At 61.9% G+C, this 19,610-nt stretch carries 26 protein-coding genes; 10 read left to right on the top strand and 16 right to left on the bottom strand.

Annotated features, from left to right (window positions below; translation table 11 throughout):
* Window positions 1–242 precede the first annotated feature (242 nt).
* Window positions 243–1,151, top strand: a complete 909-nt coding sequence (locus AC0L2X_RS00195) for a dihydrodipicolinate synthase family protein (protein WP_473552808.1) — start codon at window positions 243–245, stop codon at window positions 1,149–1,151.
* Here the strand turns inward: AC0L2X_RS00195 and AC0L2X_RS00190 are convergent, their stop codons facing one another.
* From AC0L2X_RS00190 to AC0L2X_RS00165, 6 genes are all read right to left on the bottom strand, one after another.
* Window positions 1,152–1,550 (bottom strand): DUF1801 domain-containing protein, encoded by a 399-nt coding sequence (locus AC0L2X_RS00190; protein ID WP_352488582.1) that lies wholly within the window; start codon window positions 1,548–1,550, stop codon window positions 1,152–1,154.
* A gap of 92 nt (window positions 1,551–1,642) precedes the next feature.
* Window positions 1,643–2,128 carry a DUF1801 domain-containing protein gene (locus tag AC0L2X_RS00185; RefSeq protein WP_473552805.1) on the bottom strand — a complete coding sequence of 162 codons (486 nt, stop codon included), beginning with the start codon at window positions 2,126–2,128 and terminating at the stop codon, window positions 1,643–1,645.
* A gap of 4 nt (window positions 2,129–2,132) precedes the next feature.
* Entirely contained in the window at window positions 2,133–2,363 is a 231-nt protein-coding gene (locus AC0L2X_RS00180; RefSeq protein WP_473552803.1) for a hypothetical protein, read from the bottom strand.
* Between the two features lie 86 nt (window positions 2,364–2,449).
* Window positions 2,450–2,842 (bottom strand): VOC family protein, encoded by a 393-nt coding sequence (locus tag AC0L2X_RS00175; RefSeq protein ID WP_473553656.1) that lies wholly within the window; start codon window positions 2,840–2,842, stop codon window positions 2,450–2,452.
* A 74-nt stretch (window positions 2,843–2,916) separates the two neighbouring features.
* Window positions 2,917–3,327 (bottom strand): SRPBCC family protein, encoded by a 411-nt coding sequence (locus tag AC0L2X_RS00170; RefSeq protein WP_352669793.1) that lies wholly within the window; start codon window positions 3,325–3,327, stop codon window positions 2,917–2,919.
* Window positions 3,324–3,647 carry an ArsR/SmtB family transcription factor gene (locus tag AC0L2X_RS00165; protein ID WP_352488427.1) on the bottom strand — a complete coding sequence of 108 codons (324 nt, stop codon included), beginning with the start codon at window positions 3,645–3,647 and terminating at the stop codon, window positions 3,324–3,326. Before AC0L2X_RS00165 ends, AC0L2X_RS00170 begins: the two co-directional genes overlap by 4 nt.
* 191 nt (window positions 3,648–3,838) lie before the next feature.
* Between AC0L2X_RS00165 and AC0L2X_RS00160 the strand changes: the two genes are divergently transcribed.
* The 4 genes from AC0L2X_RS00160 to AC0L2X_RS00145 all read left to right on the top strand — a co-directional run bounded on the left by AC0L2X_RS00160 (window position 3,839) and on the right by AC0L2X_RS00145 (window position 5,239).
* On the top strand, window positions 3,839–4,081 hold the full coding sequence (locus AC0L2X_RS00160; protein ID WP_352468031.1) for a type II toxin-antitoxin system Phd/YefM family antitoxin: 243 nt from the start codon (window positions 3,839–3,841) through the stop codon (window positions 4,079–4,081).
* Window positions 4,081–4,506 (top strand): type II toxin-antitoxin system VapC family toxin, encoded by a 426-nt coding sequence (locus tag AC0L2X_RS00155; protein ID WP_473552801.1) that lies wholly within the window; start codon window positions 4,081–4,083, stop codon window positions 4,504–4,506. The genes AC0L2X_RS00160 and AC0L2X_RS00155 overlap by 1 nt, the downstream gene beginning before the upstream one ends.
* Window positions 4,507–4,611: 105 nt before the next feature.
* The gene (locus AC0L2X_RS00150; protein ID WP_473552799.1) at window positions 4,612–4,842 is read left to right on the top strand and encodes an AbrB/MazE/SpoVT family DNA-binding domain-containing protein; all 231 of its coding nucleotides are present in this window, start codon (window positions 4,612–4,614) and stop codon (window positions 4,840–4,842) included.
* Window positions 4,832–5,239, top strand: a complete 408-nt coding sequence (locus AC0L2X_RS00145) for a PIN domain-containing protein (protein WP_473552797.1) — start codon at window positions 4,832–4,834, stop codon at window positions 5,237–5,239. The genes AC0L2X_RS00150 and AC0L2X_RS00145 overlap by 11 nt, the downstream gene beginning before the upstream one ends.
* An 86-nt stretch (window positions 5,240–5,325) precedes the next feature.
* On the opposite strand, the gene AC0L2X_RS00140 is transcribed toward AC0L2X_RS00145, so the two are convergent.
* From AC0L2X_RS00140 to AC0L2X_RS00100, 9 genes are all read right to left on the bottom strand, one after another.
* On the bottom strand, window positions 5,326–6,582 hold the full coding sequence (locus AC0L2X_RS00140) for an RNA polymerase sigma factor (RefSeq protein ID WP_473599220.1): 1,257 nt from the start codon (window positions 6,580–6,582) through the stop codon (window positions 5,326–5,328).
* Between the two features lie 85 nt (window positions 6,583–6,667).
* Complete coding sequence (locus AC0L2X_RS00135) at window positions 6,668–7,069, bottom strand: YciI family protein (RefSeq protein ID WP_051406115.1); 402 nt, start codon at window positions 7,067–7,069, stop codon at window positions 6,668–6,670.
* Window positions 7,070–7,270: 201 nt separating this feature from the next.
* Complete coding sequence (locus tag AC0L2X_RS00130) at window positions 7,271–8,053, bottom strand: ABC transporter ATP-binding protein (protein ID WP_352488420.1); 783 nt, start codon at window positions 8,051–8,053, stop codon at window positions 7,271–7,273.
* Between the two features lie 10 nt (window positions 8,054–8,063).
* Window positions 8,064–8,861: an ABC transporter permease gene (locus AC0L2X_RS00125; protein ID WP_473599245.1), complete on the bottom strand. Its 798-nt coding sequence runs from the start codon at window positions 8,859–8,861 to the stop codon at window positions 8,064–8,066.
* A gap of 97 nt (window positions 8,862–8,958) precedes the next feature.
* Entirely contained in the window at window positions 8,959–9,960 is a 1,002-nt protein-coding gene (locus tag AC0L2X_RS00120) for an ABC transporter substrate-binding protein (RefSeq protein WP_352709013.1), read from the bottom strand.
* Between the two features lie 225 nt (window positions 9,961–10,185).
* A complete protein-coding gene (gene hutC, locus AC0L2X_RS00115; protein ID WP_473552790.1) occupies window positions 10,186–10,917 on the bottom strand; it encodes a histidine utilization repressor in 732 nt (243 codons plus the stop codon).
* A gap of 30 nt (window positions 10,918–10,947) precedes the next feature.
* On the bottom strand, window positions 10,948–11,970 hold the full coding sequence (locus AC0L2X_RS00110; protein WP_473552787.1) for a zinc-dependent alcohol dehydrogenase: 1,023 nt from the start codon (window positions 11,968–11,970) through the stop codon (window positions 10,948–10,950).
* Window positions 11,971–11,984: 14 nt separating this feature from the next.
* On the bottom strand, window positions 11,985–13,307 hold the full coding sequence (hisD, locus tag AC0L2X_RS00105; RefSeq protein ID WP_473552785.1) for a histidinol dehydrogenase: 1,323 nt from the start codon (window positions 13,305–13,307) through the stop codon (window positions 11,985–11,987).
* Between the two features lie 79 nt (window positions 13,308–13,386).
* Window positions 13,387–14,160, bottom strand: coding sequence for an SDR family NAD(P)-dependent oxidoreductase (locus tag AC0L2X_RS00100; RefSeq protein ID WP_352488415.1), 774 nt, complete (start codon window positions 14,158–14,160; stop codon window positions 13,387–13,389).
* 198 nt (window positions 14,161–14,358) lie between these two features.
* Between AC0L2X_RS00100 and AC0L2X_RS00095 the strand changes: the two genes are divergently transcribed.
* On the top strand, window positions 14,359–16,419 hold the full coding sequence (locus AC0L2X_RS00095) for a N,N-dimethylformamidase beta subunit family domain-containing protein (protein ID WP_473552783.1): 2,061 nt from the start codon (window positions 14,359–14,361) through the stop codon (window positions 16,417–16,419).
* An 80-nt stretch (window positions 16,420–16,499) separates the two neighbouring features.
* Here AC0L2X_RS00095 and AC0L2X_RS00090 read toward each other — a convergent pair whose 3' ends face one another.
* Window positions 16,500–17,354 carry an SDR family oxidoreductase gene (locus tag AC0L2X_RS00090; protein WP_473599219.1) on the bottom strand — a complete coding sequence of 285 codons (855 nt, stop codon included), beginning with the start codon at window positions 17,352–17,354 and terminating at the stop codon, window positions 16,500–16,502.
* A gap of 195 nt (window positions 17,355–17,549) precedes the next feature.
* Between AC0L2X_RS00090 and AC0L2X_RS00085 the strand changes: the two genes are divergently transcribed.
* From AC0L2X_RS00085 to AC0L2X_RS00070, 4 genes are all read left to right on the top strand, one after another.
* Window positions 17,550–17,846: a winged helix-turn-helix transcriptional regulator gene (locus AC0L2X_RS00085; RefSeq protein ID WP_473552779.1), complete on the top strand. Its 297-nt coding sequence runs from the start codon at window positions 17,550–17,552 to the stop codon at window positions 17,844–17,846.
* Window positions 17,847–18,285: 439 nt separating this feature from the next.
* Window positions 18,286–18,639, top strand: a complete 354-nt coding sequence (locus AC0L2X_RS00080; RefSeq protein ID WP_352488411.1) for a hypothetical protein — start codon at window positions 18,286–18,288, stop codon at window positions 18,637–18,639.
* 103 nt (window positions 18,640–18,742) lie between these two features.
* On the top strand, window positions 18,743–19,105 hold the full coding sequence (locus AC0L2X_RS00075; RefSeq protein ID WP_473552776.1) for an ArsR/SmtB family transcription factor: 363 nt from the start codon (window positions 18,743–18,745) through the stop codon (window positions 19,103–19,105).
* Complete coding sequence (locus tag AC0L2X_RS00070; RefSeq protein ID WP_473552774.1) at window positions 19,086–19,604, top strand: SRPBCC family protein; 519 nt, start codon at window positions 19,086–19,088, stop codon at window positions 19,602–19,604. The genes AC0L2X_RS00075 and AC0L2X_RS00070 overlap by 20 nt, the downstream gene beginning before the upstream one ends.
* Window positions 19,605–19,610 lie beyond the last annotated feature (6 nt).

Genomic DNA, 19,610 nt, shown 5'->3' with positions numbered 1-19,610 from the left:
TTGATGAAACAGCAGAACTCGTTTGTCACCCCCCTTTCGGCCGGACGAGGTTCTCCCGTGACAAGGATTTACCTCGAGAGCCTCAGAACCGCCGCCCGATCACAATCGCGCGCCTATGCGCGAGCCGCTTGCTTTCGAGGCCGAACGGCCGGTACTCAGCAACATTGCTTCATGTAGCTTGCTCGACATTCTTGATGCCGGCTTTGAGCACAGCACCGATTTTCACCCGTAGAAGGACGCACATGATCCGCCCACAAGGAACCATCGCACCGATCCTGACGCCGTTTGAAAACGACGGCCGTATTGCCCGCGACCTCTGGATATCACACGCCAAGTGGGTGCTGGATCAGGGAGCGCATTTCCTGTCGCCGTTCGGCACCACGGGCGAGGCCTTGTCCGTCTCGTTGCGCGAGCGCATGCAAGCGCTGGAGTGGCTGGTCGAGGCCGGTATTTCGCCAAGCCGTCTGATGCCCGGCACCGGTGTCACAGCACTTGCCGAAACCGTCGAGCTGACGGCGCATGCGGTCGGTCTCGGCTGTGCCGGGGTGATGGTGCTGCCGTCGTTCTTCTATACGGCCGCCGGCGACAACGGCCAGGCCCGCTACTATGGCGAGCTGATCGAACGGGTGGCGAAGCCGGCGATGAGGATGATCCTCTACCACATCCCGCAGAATTCCGGCGTACCGGTGAGCCCGGCGCTGACCGCCCGGCTGAGCGAAGCGTTTCCGCATGTCGTGGTAGCTTACAAGGACAGCGCCGGCGATTGGAACAACACCGCGGCGGTCATTGCGGCAGCCCCAAGGGTCGCGGTGTTTCCGAGCTCGGAAGCACAGCTGACGAAAGGCCTCGCCAACGGTGCTGCGGGGTGCATCTCGGCGACGGTCAATCTGAATGCGGCAGCGATCCGGGCCCTCTACGACGCAACGCTGGCGGGAGAGGACATTACTGACGCGGATGCCGCCATCAAGGCGTTCCGCAAAATCATCCAGGACGCCGGCCTCATCGCTGCGATGAAGGCAGTGCTGGCGGTACGGTCCGGCGACAGACGCTGGCTGAACCTGCGCGCGCCGCATGAGAACGCGACGCAAGCCACCGGCGAAGCTTTGCTCGCCGCTCTCGGCCCGCTAGCCGACCATATCGGCCGGAGCTGACTATCGGGCCGTGTTCAGGGCGGCAGCAGCGCGTATCAGCGCCTTGAACGCATTCTCATCTATGTCTTCGCCCTCACGGATATCGATGGCGCGCCTGGTGTTGCCTTCGAGGCTGGAGTTGAACAGGCCTGAAGGGTCCGGCAGCGAGGCGCCCTTTGCGAAGGTCACTTTCACGACGCTCTTGTAGGTCTCGCCGGTGCAGATTATTCCGGCGTGCGACCACACCGGAACGCCTCGCCACTTCCACTCCTCGACCACTTCCGGGTCAGCCTGCTTGACGAGAGCGCGGACATGGGAAAGCGTCTTGCCTCGCCAATCGCCCAGCTCACTGATCCTCGCATCGATCAGCTGAGAGGGAGAGCTCTCTGCATTTCCTTCCATCGAGCCACTCTTCATCATCATTGTCGCTTTCCCTAGGGTTGTTGCCGCTCGCCCGTCACATGAATACCGCTAGTCGGCACCGGGTTTGCCGGGATGACTGGCATTCCCACTCACATTCGCTCGCCAGGCAACTGGCTGGCTTGCTTTACCCAGTCGGTGAGTTGAGCTTCGTCGAGCTGGTCGTCCTCGCGGATGTCGAGGTAGCGTACGTCCTTGTGCTTGGACTCGCCGGGTGGGACGGGACGCAGCGACGCGCCGCGGAGGAAAGCCAGCTTGATGTACTTTGTGAAGCAATGGAAGCTGAGGAACCAGCCTTGACCCTCTACGCCATAGAAGGGCGAGTTCCATTCGACGGCCTTGCGCAGGTTGGGAACGTTGCGCTCGACGAGTGCGTCGAGGCGGCGCCCGACGTCGCGTTTCCAGCCCGGCATGGCCGCGATGTAGGCCTGCACAGGAGCGTCACCATCACCCTTCGGGATCTGCGGGTTGCCGCCTGCGAGGAGGACCGGCTTGGCGGCTGCAGGCTTGGCCGCTGTAGGCTTTGCGGCGGGCTTCTTCACGACCGCCGCTGACTTGATGGACGTCTTGTCGGCCATGCATTCACTCCAATGCGCCGGTGCCCCCGGCGTGGCGCCACTTGGGAGCGTAAGGCAGCACGAACATGTACAGACCGGTAAGCAGGAGCAAGCCGAGTGGAAACAGCGGCAAGAGGTACACCCAGTAGGCGGGTTCCTTGCCTACTCCCAGGCTGATGAAGATGGCGGCGACGACCGCCGCAAAGATAATCGACAGCCAGCGGTGGATCTGCCGAACCCATTTGTTCCAATCCATTGAGACCTCCTCTGAAGACGAACCGAGCGGATCGGGCGGCCCGTTTGGCGGCTCTCGCCAGGGAGCCACGCCACTGAACGCTTGCCTTACCAGCGCGCCAGCTGGGTGATTTGAACGAGATTGCCGCAGTTGTCGTTCAGCTGGGCGATGATCGAGCCGGTTACTTCGGTCGGCGGCATCGTGAACTCGGCGCCGCGCGCTTTGATGCGCTCGTAATCGCTCTTGACGTTTTCGGTGAAGAACATGACCGCGGGCTGGCCCTGCTGGAAAATGGCTTGCTGGTAGGCTTTTGCAGCCGGGTTGTCATTGAGCGCGAGTTGCAGCTCGGTCCCGTCCGGCTCGTCGGGTGATGCGACGGTCAGCCAGCGAAACGGCCCATTGCTGAAATCGGCCCTTTTTGTAAAGCCGAGCGTTTCGGTGTAGAAATCCAGAGCCTTTTCCTGGTCATCCACGTATACTTTGGTCAACTTGATCTTCATTGGCTTGCCTCCATTATCGCCCGCCATCTGCCGCTCTGTAACAGAGCCCCCTGCTTGAATAGCGCCCGCGGATCTCAGTCCGTCCGCGCCAGAACCTGCTCCAGATCGTCAAAGAACCTCGGCCAGCCGACTTTGGCACCCCGGAAGTAAGGCTGCTGATCCGGCCGGAAGCCCGACTGTTCCATGCGCAAGCGGGCTCCGGTGCTCGTGGGGGTGAGGGTCCAGGAGACGACACTCTTGAGATCCTTGGTATCCCATGTGTAAGTCAGCGTTCTGTTCGGCTCGACCGTCTGCACCTGACACTCGACGGAGCCCCAGGCTGCGTGAAGATTGAAGCGGTGGTTCGCGACAGGTTTGAAGTCATTTTTCATGAGCCACTCCTCGATCAAGTGTGGTTGCGTGAGTGCGCGCCAGATCTTCTCGGGCGGATAAGCGATTTCCCTTTCGACAACGACGGAGAGTGTTTCGGTCGACGTTCGGTTCACTGGTCCATCCTTTTGAGCAGGTCTTCGAGGTCGTCGAACCGGCTCTGCCAGAATCCGGTCATCTGGCTCGTCCAGTCGAGCAAGGGGGCAAGCGCAGCAAGTTGCGCACTATAATGGGTCTGCCGTCCTGCATGGCGGTCGCGCACTAGCCCCGCCTGCCTCAAAACGCCGAGATGCTTCGACACGGCCGGTTGCGAGATCCCGGCCTGAGCCGTCAGAGCCCCGACCGTCTGCTCTCCTTCGCGACACAGTCGCTCAAAAATAGCGCGCCGAGTCGGATCGGCAAGCGTTCTGAACAGCACATCGTGAGCGTTTGGCATTGAGATCGATAACCCTTCGGCTATTGATCGATGTATAACCACCGGGATATGTATGAGTCAAGCGCGAAGCGGCATAATTCTCGTTAGTCACCTGGTTCGCTCACGCAGCCAGTTGCTTATTCGCTGTGCTCTGCACTGGAATTGTCACGTGTTATGCGCTACATGACCATCTACATGGTCAGGAGCGTGACATGGACGCGGTCAATCTGGCGGACGCCAAGGCACATCTGAGTGAGCTCGTCGACCGGGTCGAGGCTGGAGACTCGATCGACATAACCCGGCGTGGCAAGCCGGTCGCCAGGCTCACGGCCGTGGCCCGCCCTCGCAAACGGATCGACGCCGTCCTGCTCCAATCCCTGACCGCAACCATGCCTCTGCAGGCCCAGGCTGCCGCCGATCTGGTGCGATCGATGCGAGATGGCGATCGCTATTGATGTTCTATCTCGATACTTCGCTGATCGTCGCGGCGCTATCCAACGAAGCCATGACCGCGCGCGTTCAGGGCTGGCTGGCGGAGCAGGACCCAGCGCAACTTGTGATCAGCGATTGGACCATGACCGAGATGTCATCCGCCATGGCGATCAAGCTTCGGACCGGACAGATCGACCTGGAGCAGCGCGCAGCAGCGCTCGCGATGTTCAATAAGCTGGTCGCTGAGAGCTTCACCATGCTGCCGGTGACGGGCGGGCATTTTCGGGTCGCCGCGAAATTCGCCGATCAGCATATCCTCGCGCTTCGTGCTGGCGACGCCCTGCACCTCGCGACGGCATCGGAGCATGGCGCCACGGTGTGGACCCTCGACCAGCGGCTCGCCGAGGCAGGACCGATACTCGGCGTGCCGACGCAGTTGCTGGCATGATCAAGGCTCCTCCTTCAAAATGAATAAACCGATTGCTGCAATTCTTGACGTTGACGACTTCTGGATATACATTTCTTGCAGCGTATATCTAATGGAGGAAGTGGCATGCAGGTCGCCAAATGGGGAAACAGTCTTGCGGTCCGCCTTCCCGCCGCTGTGGTCGAAGCGCTTGAACTCAGGGAAGGCGATGAGATCGAAATCCATGTCGCTGACACCCGCCAGCTTGGCGTCGCGCGAAAGCCCGGGCGCGAAGAGTTGCTGAAGCGTCTCCGCGCCTTCCGCGGTCGGCTTCCCGCTGACTTCAAATTCGATCGAGACGAGGCAAATGCCCGTTAGTTTTTTCGATACCAATGTCCTTCTTTACATCGCGTCAGGCGATACGGCGAAGGCGGATCGGGCCGAGGCGGTCATCGCTACTGGCGGGGCGATCAGCGTGCAGGTTCTCAACGAACTCACCAATGTCGCGCGTCGGAAGATGCAAATGTCATGGGACGACACGCATGCGCTGCTGACCATGCTGCGCGGCCTGTTGACGGTTCATCCGGTTACCCTCGAGACCCACGAAACAGGATTGAGGCTCGCCGAGCGGTACGGCCTTTCCACCTATGACGCTATGATCGCTTCCGCAGCGATTCACGCTGGCTGCGACACACTTTGGTCAGAGGACATGCAGCACGCAATGGTGCTCGACGACGGCTTGCGCATCATTAATCCCTTTCGCGTTGCGAGTTGATCACGCTCACTGAAGGGAGCTGGCCGGGAGCGAATGGCGGCTTCCGGCCTTGCCGAGCGGCGCTTCGGGCACAGAGAGCGATGCTGTCAACCACAAGCGTCTGCGCGGGCGAGGAGAAAGGCCGCCTCGCGCACGTTGCGGGTGAGCTTGGCCGCAGCCTCGAATTCGGCGCGGGCCTCGGCCAGCCGGCCGGCCCGAAAAAGAAAATCGCCCCTCGCTGCCGGCAATGGCGCATAATTGCGCAATGCGGCGGCGTCGGCAATCTCGTCTACCAGCTGCAGGCCCGCTTCGGGCCCGAAAGCCATGCTGTGGGCGACCGCTCGATTGAGATCGACCACCGGCGAGGGCATCACTGCACGCAGCCGGTCGTAGAGCGCTGCGATGCGGGGCCAATCGGTATCGCCCGGACTGCGCGCCCGCGCGTGACAGGCTGCAAGCGCGGCCTGCAACACGTAGGGGCCCTCGCCCCCGAGAGCGTCGGCGCAGGCCAGCGCGTCAAGGCCTCGCCGGATCAGCAGTTGGTCCCAGCGTGCGCGGTTTTGCTCGGTCAGGGTCAAGAGGGCGCCGTCCGGCCCGATGCGTGCCGGCAATCGCGATGCCTGGATTTCCATCAGAGCCAGCAGGCCGAACACCTCGGCATTCTCGGGCATCAGACCCGCCAGCATGCGGCCCAGCCGTTGTGCCTCCAGGCACAGGCTCGGCCGAACAAGGTCGTCGCCTGCCGTGGCGGCATAGCCTTCATTGAAGATAAGATAGATGACCTCCAGCACCGAGGACAGACGCACCGCACGCTCGGCGCCGCGCGGCACCTCGAAGCTGAGCCCGGCCTTTCCGATCGTCCTCTTTGCGCGGACGATGCGCTGGGCGATCGTCACCTCGCTCGACAGGAAAGCGCGGGCGATCTCGTCCGTCGTCAGGCCGCCGATGACACGCAGCGTGAGCGCCGCGCGGGCGTCGGCCGAAAGTATGGGGTGGCAGGCTGTGAAGATGAGGCCCAGCAGCTCGTCGCCAAGATCTTCGTTCATCGCCATTTCGTTTCCCTCGGCCGTACCGTCGCACTCGCCGTCCAGCTCCCGCGCGATCTCCTCATGCTTGCGCTCGCGCATCTTGTCGCGACGGATCGCGTCGATGGCGCGGTGTTTGGCGACTGTCATCAGCCAAGCGCCGGGATTGGCCGGAACGCCGGTCCTGGGCCACTCGGACAGGGCAATGACCAGGGCGTCCTGCGCCAGTTCCTCCGCAAGGTCGACATTGCGCACGAGACGGACCAGACCCGCGATGAGCCGGGCCCGTTCAATGCGAAAAGTCGCTTCGATCGCCTGGTGTGTCTCGCCTGCAGTCATGCTGCCTTGTCGGCCAAAGCCATAAGGGAGGCAAGCAGGTTGCGGCCGACAGGTTCAGTTGCCGCTGCGCTTCTCGCGCTCCCGGTCATGGATTTCCGTGACCTCCGGCGTCAGATTCCCATTGCCAATCAGCCATCTCGTACAGCGGCCGGATCTCAATCTCGCTCGGTCCCGGCATGGGATTGGGGCAGCGCTTCACCCAGGCGACCGCCTCGTCCATGTCCTTGACTTCCCAGAGCCAAAAGCCGGCGACCAGTTCGCGGGTCTCGGCGAAAGGCCCGTCGATGACTGTCCGGCGTGGACCATCGAACGCAACGCGCTTGCCCTGCGAGGAGGGCTTGAGGCCGTCGGCGTCGAGCAAGATGCCGGCATTGCGCAGCTCGTCGTTAAACCTGCCCATCGCCTCCATCGCCTCCTTCGCCTCGGGCGTGGGGACAAAGCCCTTTTCGCTATCCTCGGTAGCCTTCACGAGCACCATCACACGCATCGTCTGTCTCCTTGTTGAGCCGGCCTCACCGGCCGGCATCGAAACGACGAACAGAGTTTAGGAAATCGACATTGTCCTGCAAATTTTTTCGAGGTTGAGGAGAAAGACGCCGATCGCGGCTGCCCTGGTCAGGGATCGCGATGGCGCGATATCGGGATTGGCGCAACGCAGGTCGCCAATTGTAAGTAAATTGAATGGCGCCTAAACCATTTCGGGACGTTTTGAGGCCTCGCGGATCGCCTTGTGCACGCTGCGCTGCAAATCCATGAAGGCCCGGGTTTCCATGACCTCCTCCCGGCGCGGGCGCTCAATGTCGACATTGAAGGTCTGCATGATGCGTCCCGGGCCGATCCCCATCACGACGATGCGGTCCGACAGGTAGACGGCTTCTTCCACATCATGGGTGACGAAGAGCACGGTGAGCCTGTGCTCCTCCCAGATCTGCGTCAGGAGTTCCTGCATCTGATGCCTGGTCAAGGCATCGAGCGCGCCAAAGGGCTCGTCCATCAGAAGCATTTTGGGTCGATAGGAAAGGGCACGCGCTATGGCCACCCGTTGCTTCATGCCGCCCGAAAGCTCCGACGGATAGCGATTGGCGCTGTGAGGGAGCTTGACCAAATCGAGATGCTCGCGTGCTATCCTGCGGCAGGTCGCGCGATCATGACCCGCGGCCTTGAGCGCGAACTCGATATTCTGCTGCGCCGTCAGCCAGGGAAGCAGGGTGTAGGACTGGAAGACGACGCCGCGGTCGAGGCCCGGCTGCAGGATCGGCGCGCCATCGATGGCAAGATCTCCCGCGTCGAAATCCTGCAGTCCGGCAACGATCGACAGCAGCGTGCTCTTGCCGCAACCCGACGTGCCCACCAGCGAGACGAACTCGTTGTCGGCAAGATCGAGATTGATATCGCGCAGCACTTCCGTGCGCCGCGCGCCCGTGCCGAAGCTCTTGTGGAGACCCTCGATCCGCAGTTTGGGCAAACTCATCGGCCCGGCCTCATTGCACGTGACCCTCCTGCCGGAACAGCACTTTTCCCAGTGCCTTCATGACCTGGTCGGTGATGAGGCCAAGCACGCCCAGCAACAGGATGTAGCCGATGATGGTGTTTGTCTGGAAATAGCGCTGGGACACGGTGATGCGGTAGCCGAGGCCTGATGTCGCCGCGACAAGTTCCGCCAACACCAGCCAGGTCCATGCCCAGCCGAGACTGATGCGCAACGTATCCCAGATGCCTGGCAAGGCGCTGGGAACCACGATGCGCGTCAGGATCCTGCGATCCGGCAGGCCGAGCGTCCTGCCAAGGCCGATGAAATCAGCGGGAACCCGTTTTACATTGTCCATGATCATCAGCACCTGCTGGAAGAAGGTGCCGATGAAGATGATCAGGAACTTCTGGGCATCGCCCGTCCCCGACCACAGGATGGAGAGGGGCACGAAAGCGACCACCGGCATGTAGCGGATGAAATCCACAAGCGGCTCGATCGCCGCTTCCCAGGTCCTGAAGCTGCCGATCAGCACGCCGATCGGAATCGCCAATGCCGAGGCGATGAGGAAGCCAACAGAAATACGGTATATCGAGGTCCTGAGATCCAGCCACAGCGTGCCGTCAGCCGAGAGCTTGCCGAGCTGGGTCACCACGCTCCCCGGCGAGGGCAGGAAAATCGGCTTTACCAGCCCCAGCCCCGTTGCCGCCCACCAGGCAAGGCCGAGGCCGGCAAAAACCGCCACTGCTATCATCAGGAAGCGCGAGCGTGCGATGGGCGCGACGATCCCGGAGGATCGGCGACGGCGCATCGGCTGTTTGATTACCGGCCCCGGCACTGCGTGAGACGGGCTTGGCTTGGTCGCACGCTGCTCGGACATTTGCGTCACCACCGCGAGCCGGCCCTCGTCATTTCGCGGCCTTGACGAATGACGGGTCGATCATCTGCTCCGGCGTCACGTCCGCCTGAAGCAGCCCGGCGTTCTTGGCGGCCGCCTCGACGTCGGCGAATATCTTGGTGGAGAATTCGCCCGTCAGCGCATCCTTGTTTTCGGCGAGAGTATAGTAACGCACGCCATCAAAGGCGGTGTTGAGGTCTTCGACGCTCGAACCGACCGCCTTGGAGATGATCGCCCGGCCGTCGGGCGTGTCGGCATTGTAAGCCTTCAGGGCCGCATCCCAGGTCTTGATCATGGCAAGCACCTGGCCGGGACGCGACTTGATCACCTCATCGCGCACCACAAACACGTCGCTGATCAGGCCGGGATCTTCGCCTGCGGTGAAGAGCAGCTTGACATCCTTGTTCTGTGCCCTGGCCGCGGTGAGATAGGGCTCATAGGTCACCGCGACCGGAACCTGGCCGGCGATCAACGCACTGCCGGCATCCGCCGCCGGCATTGGAACCGGCTGGACATCGGCGATGGACATGCCGTTCTTGGCGAGCGCGTATTTGAGCAGGATGTCGCTCGTCGTGCCTTCCTCGAAAGCGACCTGTTTGCCCTTGAGGTCGGCGACGGAGGCGATGTCCTTGCCGGCGATCATGGCGTCTGCAGTCATGCTGACGTCGAGCAGAAGCACGATCTTCACCGGCAGGCCGGCCGCAACCATGCCCATAGCCGTGTGGGTCGCGATATTGGCGGCATCGAGTTGGCCGCTGGCCAGGGCCGCGTTGATGTCCTTGTCCTCGGCGAAGTTCACGATCTGCACGTCCGACAGCCCGCTTGCCTTGAACAGGCCCTTGGCCTCGGCGACGTGCCACTGGCCATAGCCAAGCCATGGCTCGATGCCGATCTTGAATGTTCCTGCCTCGGGCGTCGCCGGAATCGTCGTGTCGGCCGCGTAGGCCGCCGGGGCAAACCCGACGGCAGCGGCCATAACGAGTGCCCGAAATTGTCCTGCTAGGTTACGCATCATCTTGTTCCCCTTGATGATCAGGCCGCTTTTTTGAACCAAACATCCGGCCTGGTGAGAATGCGGGCTTCTGCTCTTGCGGCACCGTGCCTCGGCATCTTAGCTGTCCGTTCAACGAAAGTGCGACGACACTTCAACGTCAGCAACGGCGGATGTCAAGGCTAAATACATACATGCATATACAAGTTAGACCCCTCCTTCCGACTCTGATTCGCTTCACTGCGATCAGGTTTTTTTGGACGGAGAATACCGACTGCCAAGCGAGTAGCGGCTGCCAACGTAAGTCAGCTTGCTGATCGTGGCAACGACGGCGCCGGTCCATGTCCGGCGATGCAGGAACAGGCAGCAGCTGCCGACGTCGATGCCCAGATACCGCGCCGTCTCGGCATCGGCAGGGGTCGCCGAGATGATGTGCTCGACCTCCGTCACCGGGGTTTTCTGCATGAGATAGTCGTAGGTCGCTGTCCTGGAAAAGTCCTGCTTGTCATAGTCGGGTATCAGGCCCGGGTTGACGAAGCGCTCTTCCAGTTGCACAGGCAGGTCGTTCTCGAAGTTGACGACGATGGAATGATAGACCGACGCGCGTTTTGCGAACTCGAAAGAAAGCGCGAGCTCCTTTGTCGGCGTGATCTTTTCGAGGACGATAACCTCGGAACGATGCCTGTTTCCCCGCGCGACAATTTCCGCCGCGATGTTGTTGATCTCGATCAGTGCGGATTGCGGTCGAGGTGGCGCGATGAATGTGCCGACGCCCTGGAGCCGGATCAGAAAACCCGCAGAGGTCAACTCCCGCAAGGCACGATGGACCGTCATCCGAGACACGCCGAGTGTCGCCACGAATTCATTTTCGGACGGCAGCTTGCGGTCCTTGCTCCATCGCCCGGTTCCGATGTTCGTCAGGATGTAGTCCTTGACCTTCTCGTAAAGAGGGCTGGCGGTGTCGGGCAAAGTGATCATTTCAAAATCCTTTCCGGCAACGTTCGGAAATCACACGCGCCCGGCAGACCGCATCCGGATGATTGTTTTCAAACCGTCGCCCTGCCCCGCCAACAGCCGCTCATAGGCCGCGGGAACATCATCCAGGCCGATCTCGCGGTCGATCAGTTCGACCATGGGCTCGGTCAATTCGCCGAGCATCCGGATGGCGTCGGGAAGCTCATCGGCGAAGGCGTGGCATCCCAGCAATGCGATTTCGCGTTCAACCAGGATGTTGGGATCGATATCGAGGCGGCCGTGGAATATGCCGACCATCGCAACAGTGCCGCCGGCATCGAGAACGCCGAGCAACTGGCTGAGTGCTGCGACGCTGCCGGTCGCTTCGACGGCAGCAAGCAAGGGGGCACCCGCAGTGGCGGCGGCAATGGTGTCCCGGTTCAAATCGACGATGCTGGCGCCGGTCACCCGCGCCACCCGGGCGCAGCGGCCCTGATTGCGGTCGGCGACGAGCACGGTACCGGCGAATGTCCGGGAAAGCAGCAGTGCGGCAAGCCCGCCGATAGTCCCACAGCCGACGACAAGAACGGAGCCGGCCGTTTTCGGCAGACGCCGCACTGCGTGCAACGCGACAGCCAGCGGCTCGGCCATCGCCGCGACCCGTTCGTCAAGCGCGGCATCGATGATATGCAGCAGGCGTGCGGGCAGGACCGCCTGTTCGGCAAATCCGCCGTCGCATATCTCGCCGACGAAGCCCAGCGACGTGCAAAGATGCCGCCTGCCTGCATGGCATTGCGCGCACTCTCCACACCAGAAACGGGAATCGGCGACCACTCGGTCGCCAACGGTGACGGTGTCCACGCCCTCGCCGATGGCGATCACCGTGCCTGTCAGCTCATGGCCAGCCGTCGAAGGCGATCGGCTTATCCATTGGCCCGTGCGGAAGTTGTGAAGATCGGAACCGCAAATACCTGCGGCATCGACCCTCAGCTTCACCCAGCCTGGCTCGGGAGCTCCCGGCACGGCGATATCCTCGACGCGCAGGTCGCCGGGTCCATGGAGTCGCGCCGCCCTCATCGTCATCGTTCCGCTCAGCCGGCGAGATAGCGATCGCGGATCTCCGAAACCGCGTTCTCATGCGAGCTGAACCCTTCGTAGCGCGCGAGCCTGCGGGCATGCAGGGCGAGTTCCGGATAGGCCACCGAGGTCACATAGCCGACCGACGATCTCTTGACGAAATCCGTCACGGAAAGCGGTCCAAAGGTTCGCGCCCACCGGCTGGTCGGCAGCACCGCATTGGGTCCGAGGACGAAGTTGGCGAGGGTCACCGGCGTATGCGGTCCCATGAGGATCTCGGCGGCTTCTGTGATGCGTCCGAGATGCGCAAATGGCTCCGTTGACAGAATCTCGAGGTGCTCCGGCGCATAGTCGTTGATGAAGCGGTAGCTGTCCTCCAGCGACTCGGTCAGGACGATGCCGCCGCGCTTTCCAGTCAGCACCGCGCGTGAGAACTCCACACGCTGTTCGCTCATCCGGGACCAGTGTTCCGGTATCGCAATCAACGCGGCTTTGGCGACCTTGCGGCTGTGCGTCACCAGGTAGGCCGAGGAATCCGGCCCGTGCTCGGCCTCGATCAACAGGTCAAGAGCAGCCAGGCCGCCGTCGACGCTGTCATCGGCAAAGATGATCGCTTCGGATGGACCGGCGGGGAGACCTGTGTTGATGATCGGGGACAACACGCTCTTTGCCGCCACCACCCACGGGCTCCCCGGCCCGACGATCTTGACGGCAGGCTTCACGGTCTCGGTTCCATAGGCGACGGCGGCGACCGCATGGGCGCCGCCGCATTTGTACACGGTCTCCACGCCGGCAATGCGGGCAGCAACCAGCGTCGCGGCGTCGACGGAACCGTCCGAAGTCGCAGGCGTCACGATCGCGATCTGGGGAACCCCGGCAATCACCGCCGGAACCGACGTCATCATCGTCACCGAAGGGAAGGCGCCTTTGCCGCGCGGAACATAAAGCGCGACCGAAGCGATTGGTGTGTATCGGTCACCCGCATAGGCGCCCGGCCGAACTTCCTTGAGCCACATCGTTTCCGGGCGCTGCTCCTCGTGGAAATGCCTTATGTTCTCGATGCCGAACCGGATACTTTCCACGACATCTTTGTCGACCTTGTCGAATGCCGCGTCGAACTCCGCTTCCGAAACTTTCAGTCCACCGTCGGCAACATCGGCTTTGTCGAGCTCGCGTGCAAACCGGAGCAAGGCCGCGTCACCTTCATCCTTGACGGCCTGGATGATTGGACGGACATTTTCGATGAAGGAAGACAGATCTCCCTCGGCGCGTCTCAGTAAACTGGCCCGCTGATCGACACTGAGGGATGACAGGCGGTGGAAGCTGACGTCAGACATGGCGGCTCCTTTTCTTGAGACCCAATTACGATTAGCGCTTGTCGATCACTTCTGGGATACGTCTCCGGCCCTGAAGCCTTCAAATCGATGCGAGAAAGCCTCCATCCACGGGAATGGACTGGCCGGTTATGTAGGCTGCCGCATCCGAAGCAAGGAACACCGCGATTCCGTGCAGGTCCGAGAGATCACCAAAACGGCGCTGCGGAATCTTGGCGAGCATCGATTGCTGCCATGCCTCGTTGCTGTAGAACACGTCTGTCATCGCTGTCCTGAAATAGCCAGGCGCAATGGCGTTGACCCGGATCCCAAGATCGGCCCACTCCGCCGCAAGCGCCCGCGTCATGCCGAGGAGGCCTGATTTCGACGAGCCGTACGGCACCGCCGTGGGAACCCCGACCTCGGAGGTCAGCGAGCAGAGATTGATAATGACGCCGGGTCGTCCAGCATCTCTCATCTGCCGCGCGGCGGCCTGGGCGCAGAAGAAGGCGCCCTTGAGATTCGTATCGACAATCCTGTCCCACAAGGCCTCGTCGACATCGAGTGAAGGCCGGACCTCTTCCACCCCCGCATTGTTGACGAGAATATCGAGACCTCCGAGCAGGTTGCCGGCCTCGGCTGTCGCCGCCCGGCAGCGGTCGACATCGGTGACGTCCAGGGCGATGGCATGCGCGACCCCGCCGGCAGTGCGGATTGCGGCCATCGTCTCCTCGAGCGAGGCGACGCTGCGCGCCGTGACCGCGACGTCGGCGCCGGCCGCGCTGATCGCCTCGGCGATGCTGCGCCCGATGCCGCGGCTTGCGCCGGTTACAAGCGCCTTCCTGCCTGACAGGTCGAAGAGAGATGCGTTGCGCATGTCATCCTCCTTGGTAATGTCGCGCTTGGACCGATCGTGTCGAGACTATCCGAATGCAGCTTATCTATACAAGCATGTACATCATGGCTGTAGTGCGCCATGCGAAACTTTGCTTGTCAGAGCGGCAGCGCATTGGTCGACATCGGACCGGTCTACGCGGTTCGCCCCAGCCCATCTGGAGTTCATCGGGAGGGATAGATGAAGCGCGCAGTAGACCACGACGCGATGAGCGTGGTTGGTTATGCCACCCCCTGGAGTGCCAAAGCAGGCCAGCGGATCAGCCTCAGCCTGTCATGTGATCGGCCGATAAAGGCCACACGAATTTGCCGGCTCGACAAGCCGGCTCCGGAATTTCTCGCCTGGCCCATCGAAACGATAGGTGAAGCACGGCATCGGCATTTCGACCAGGGGTCGTTCCTGTTCATGCGAGCCGGCGAACTGGCCAAAGTACAAGCCGTCCACGGCATACGTTTTGAGCTGTTCCTCACGCGCAACGAAGGTGCGCGCACGATCCTGGAGGCAGGCGCCCTTGGGCTGCGCCTCCGCGACGGCGCATTTGTCGTGGAAATCGGCGGCGAAACCCTTGTCGAGAAGAAGGCGCCAACTGGTGTGTGGCTCACTGTCGAGTTGGATCTGCGGCAGGAGCAATCGCGTCTGCGCATCAAATCCCATGATCTTCTCGCGCCTTACGAACTCCATGAACGTTTTGGCAGCCCTGCGCGGAACCTCCAGGCGCGCAGCATCCATTTCGGCGCAGGTGCTACCCACCACCAACCTACCCTCAACGCGAAATTTGCCGCGATCCGGCTCGACACCCCACAGGGGACTGTTGCCTGGGATTTCCCGACGCTGTTGCCAACGCAGCCGATCCGGTCGTCGGGCGGAGCCGATCAGCTGCTCCTCGATGTGATGAATCAGCCAGCCTTCTGCATGACTTCGGCACGCTGGGACGGATCGAGCTTCGAGCCTCGTTTCGTGCCGTCGCACTACGACGCTATCCATTGCCACGACGACGACATCGGCCCGCTTGAGTGGCCGGCATCGCACCGCGTGACGATCCCGGAAAACGCAAGCCCAGGCGTCTACGCGTTCCAGATCGAATGGGAGGGTGGTTACGAACGCGTGGTGTTCTTCGTCACCTCTTCACAGGTTTCGTCGCCGCTGTTGTATCTCGTGCCGACGGCCACCTATCTCGCTTATGCGGACGAATATCTCCCCGATCATCTTTATGAATGGAAAGGCGACGACCGGGGACATCGCTTCGCGATCGCCAACAATCTGAAATCTCTTTACGACTACCATTCCGACCTTAGCGGTGTTTCCATCTGCTCCTACAAAAAGCCGAAAGTGACGCTCAGGGACGATTACGATTATCCGCTCTGCGGCTGCCCACACAATTTGCCGGTCGATCTGCACTTCCTCCGATTCTGCCACGACAATGGAATCGTGTTTGACGTCATGACCGATCACGATTTGCACGAATGCGGCATAGATGGTCTGCGTCGACATCAGGCCGTCGTCACCGGCAGCCACCCCGAATATATGTCGATCGAGATGGAGCAGGCACTGCGGCAGTTTGTGGCCGAAGGCGGCAGCCTCGCCTATCTCGGCGGCAACGGCTTCGCTGCCACTGTGGCTTTCAAGGATGACCTGATGGAGCTGCGGCGCTCGCCGCTGGAGGCCGGCCGCACCTGGGACGGCCCGGTCGCCGAACAGGCGCTGTCGATCACCAACGAACCAGGCGGCTATCTCCGCTCCCGCGGCCGAGGCGAATTCTCGCTGATCGGCGGCGCGATCTCACTGATGGGCTTCGAAGGCGCGCACCCCTTCACGCGCACTGAGGAAAGCCATGAAGCAGGATGCGCATGGCTGTTCGAAGGCGTTGAAAATGCAACCTTCGGCACCGACGGCATCGTGCTGGGCGGTGCCGCGGGCTACGAAGTGGATGCGACGGATCCAGCCCTCGGCACGTCCGCTGACACCGTCGTGATCGCGCGTGCGACCGGATTTCCCGACAGCTTCTTCCAGGATCCGACGCGCTGGTATGCGGGTGGGGATACCCAACGCGTCGCCCGCCGCTGCGCCGAAATGACCCTGCGAAAGCTCGCAGCAGGCGGCTTGATCTTTTCGGCAAGCTCGGTTGCCTGGTGCGGCGCGCTGCCGGCCGCAGGCGCCATGAACGACGTCGGCAGGATCACGCTCAATCTGCTCAACCGCCTCGGCGCCACGAAAGGAGAAGCCGGGCGAGAAAATCGATAAGCTGATTGGTACCGTTATGGAAAGATCCGGATCCGCTTTCGACCGGCGGCGCTATGCATGTCGAGTTCTGAGCCCCCGCTTCAACCGCTCAATGCGGCCGCAAGGAGGCTTTGCATCGAGGTGGTCGGACGACCGATCAGCCGCCCGAGGGCGCCTCCATCGTCGAACAACGCTCCGCGTGAGGCTGCGGCGTCGGTATCGGCCAGAAGCGCAGCGAAGTCGGCCGGCAGCCCGGCCCCCATCAACACGCCCTGATAGGCAGCTTGGGAACGATCGTTGTAGGCGATAACCTTGCCCGATTGCCGCGAGACCTCCGCTGCAAGGTCGGCGAGCGTAAAGGCGTGGTCTGCGGCGAGTTCGTACGTCTTCCCCGCCTGGTCGTCGGTGGTCAGAACCACTGCCGCAGCTTCGGCATAGTCCCGCCGCGCCGTGGACGAGAAGCGCCCGTCGTTCGCGGCGCCGACGAAGGCGCCGTGCTCCAGAGCCGCAGGAAGCGCCAGCAGGTGGTTTTCGATGTACCAGCCATTGCGCAGGATGACGGCAGGAAGGCCCGAGGCCGCAATGACCTCCTCCGTCTGGCGATGCTCGACCGCGAGCGTTGCGGGAGACGTGTCGGCGTGCAGCATGCTGGTGTAAGCGATCAACGAAACCCCGGCCCGTTGGGCTGCCTCGATCACGGCGCGATGCTTCGGCAGGCGGCCGCTGACTTCGGTCGAGGAAATCAGCAGCAGTTTCTGGACGCCGGCGAAGGCGGGGGCGAGCGTGTCGGGACGGTCGTAGTCCGCCTCCCTCACGATCACACCGCGCTCCGCCAGATCGCTGGCCTTTGCCGGATTACGGACCGCCGCGACGATCCGGTCGGCCGGAATGGTCTTCACCAGTGCCTCCATCACCAGGCGGCCAAGCTGTCCTGTTGCTCCAGTTATTGCGTACATCGTTCAGCCCATTTCGTGGTTGCGTGGATCGGAGAGCCTTCGAATAGCGGCCCTCGTTACCATTGGAAACCACGTATCTTGTAGTTACCGCAATTTTCCGGTAACCAACTGGAAACTCCCCGAGAAGGGTGCGCGATGGTTCTTAAAGTGCGAAAAAAGGTGAAGGGTCTCGCCGGCTGCCCCATGTCGAGGTGCATGGCGCTGCTTGGCGGCTGCTGGACACCCGAGGTGCTCTGGTCCCTGAGCGAAGGCCCGCGTCGGTTCTCGGAACTCCGCCGCGATATCCCAGCCGTTTCGGCGAAGGTACTGACAACCAGGCTGCGGGATCTCGAGGCGCGCGGCGTACTCGGTCGCAAGGTGATGGCGACATCGCCGCCGACCGTCGAATATGAGCTGACCTCGTTGGGGCGGGAGCTGCTCCCGGCCATCAGGTCTATCGTGGAGGTCGGGTCGCACCTGCTGCTCCGTGATTCTTCGGCTGGACAATCGTGAGCACATCGTTGGCGGCCAGACTGAATTCGGGCTGTCCCTGAACAAGGATGGCGTTTGATGTGCCCGTTGGTCTGGTGGTGGAGCAGTTCCGTCCGCCGGCATGTCAGCGTTCGAGATGGATGGCCAGGCTTCAGCCTCGCGCCATCATTAGCATTAGCCTGAAGCCCTTCGGCCACTTCGCCGAAGCGGGAAATCAGGAGTTGCTCCGCTCAAGCAAAGACTGGTTGAGGTGAGTTTACGGCAATCCGGCGCGCCGGAGCGATCGCCGAGGGTGAACAAGGCAGCCCCCATAAACTCGGACCTGCGCTCACCGATAGGCATCGACAGGACTGACGCAAATTGCCGGGCGGGCATTTAGAGGGTGGTAATGCGCAGTGACTTGGGCCCTCCAGGAGACTAATCTAGGACGCTTCTGCCAGCACGAAGAAAAAACCGCCGTATGCCCCGTTTTCTTGCCGTCTACACCATGAAGCCCGAAGACCTCGCCCGCTTTCGCAGCCTGCCTAAGCCCGAGCAGGATGCGATTGATGCCGTCGGCCTACAGCAGTGGGCGGACTGGGAGGAGAGAAATGCCGCATTTTTCCCCGATCGCGGCGGCATGGTCGGTAAGACGAGGCGCGTTACCAGGGACGGCATCGCCGACGCCGTGAACCCTTTCTGCGGCTATATTGTCGTCGAGGCCGATACCATCGATGCCGCCGCCCGCCTGTTCGAGAACCACCCGCATTTCACGGTCTTCCCAGGAGACGGCGTGGACATCATGCCCTTCCTCACCGACCCTGCTCCGACTTGAACATCCGCTAATCGCTTGCGGTTTACCAGAAGGGGCGACCGGCAACGCAACCAACTCGGTCTCCCCTTGCACGCCGCCCACCCGTCTGTTAATACTGAACCACATGGTTCAGTATACTCAGACCTGTCTCGATGCCTCGTTCGCCGCACTCTCGGACGCCACCCGACGCGGCGTTCTGGAGCAGCTCGGACGTACGGACGCTTCGATCACAGAGCTTGCCGAGAAGTTCCACATGACCCTCACGGGCATGAAGAAGCATGTCGGCGTCTTGGAGCAGGCGGGGCTCGTCACCACGGAGAAGATCGGGCGCGTGCGGACCTGCAAGCTCGGCCTGCGCCGACTGGAGGAAGAGGCGGCATGGATCGAAAGATACCGCCAGCTCTGGGACGCACGCTTCGACGAGTTGGACAAGGTTGTCGAGGAACTGAAACGGAAGGAGAAAGTCGATGGAGGAAAGAAGAGATAATGAGCGCACTCCCATGAAGAACCGCACGACGGTGGAACGGAAGTCCGACCGGGAGCTGGTCGTTACGCGAACCTTTGACGCCCCTGCGCGCATCGTGTTCGAGGCGTGGACCAAACCCGAGCTGTTTAAGCGGTGGTGGGCACCAAAATCGATGGGTATGTTCCTGCGTTCCTGCGAGATGGATGTTCGTGCCGGGGGCAGGTACCGTTTGGTTTTCGGCCACGATGCCACAAAACCTGACGAGTTCTTCGGTAGGTATATCGAAGTGACACCGCACTCGCGCCTCGTCTGGACCAATGACGAAGGTGGTGACGGTGGACCCGTCACCACGGTGACCTTCGAGGAAAAAGGTGGCAAGACGCTGCTGGTCATGCACGAGCTCTATCCCTCGAAGGAAGCTCTCGACGCTGCCGGCACCGGGGCGGCGGACGCGATGCCCGAGCAGTTCGAGCAGCTGGACGAGCTTCTCGTCAGCCTGGGCGCGAGCGTGCGACGGTGATGAAGT

The organism is Mesorhizobium sp. WSM4828, assembly GCF_055811175.1.
This window is presented reverse-complemented; position numbering and strand designations above follow the sequence as displayed.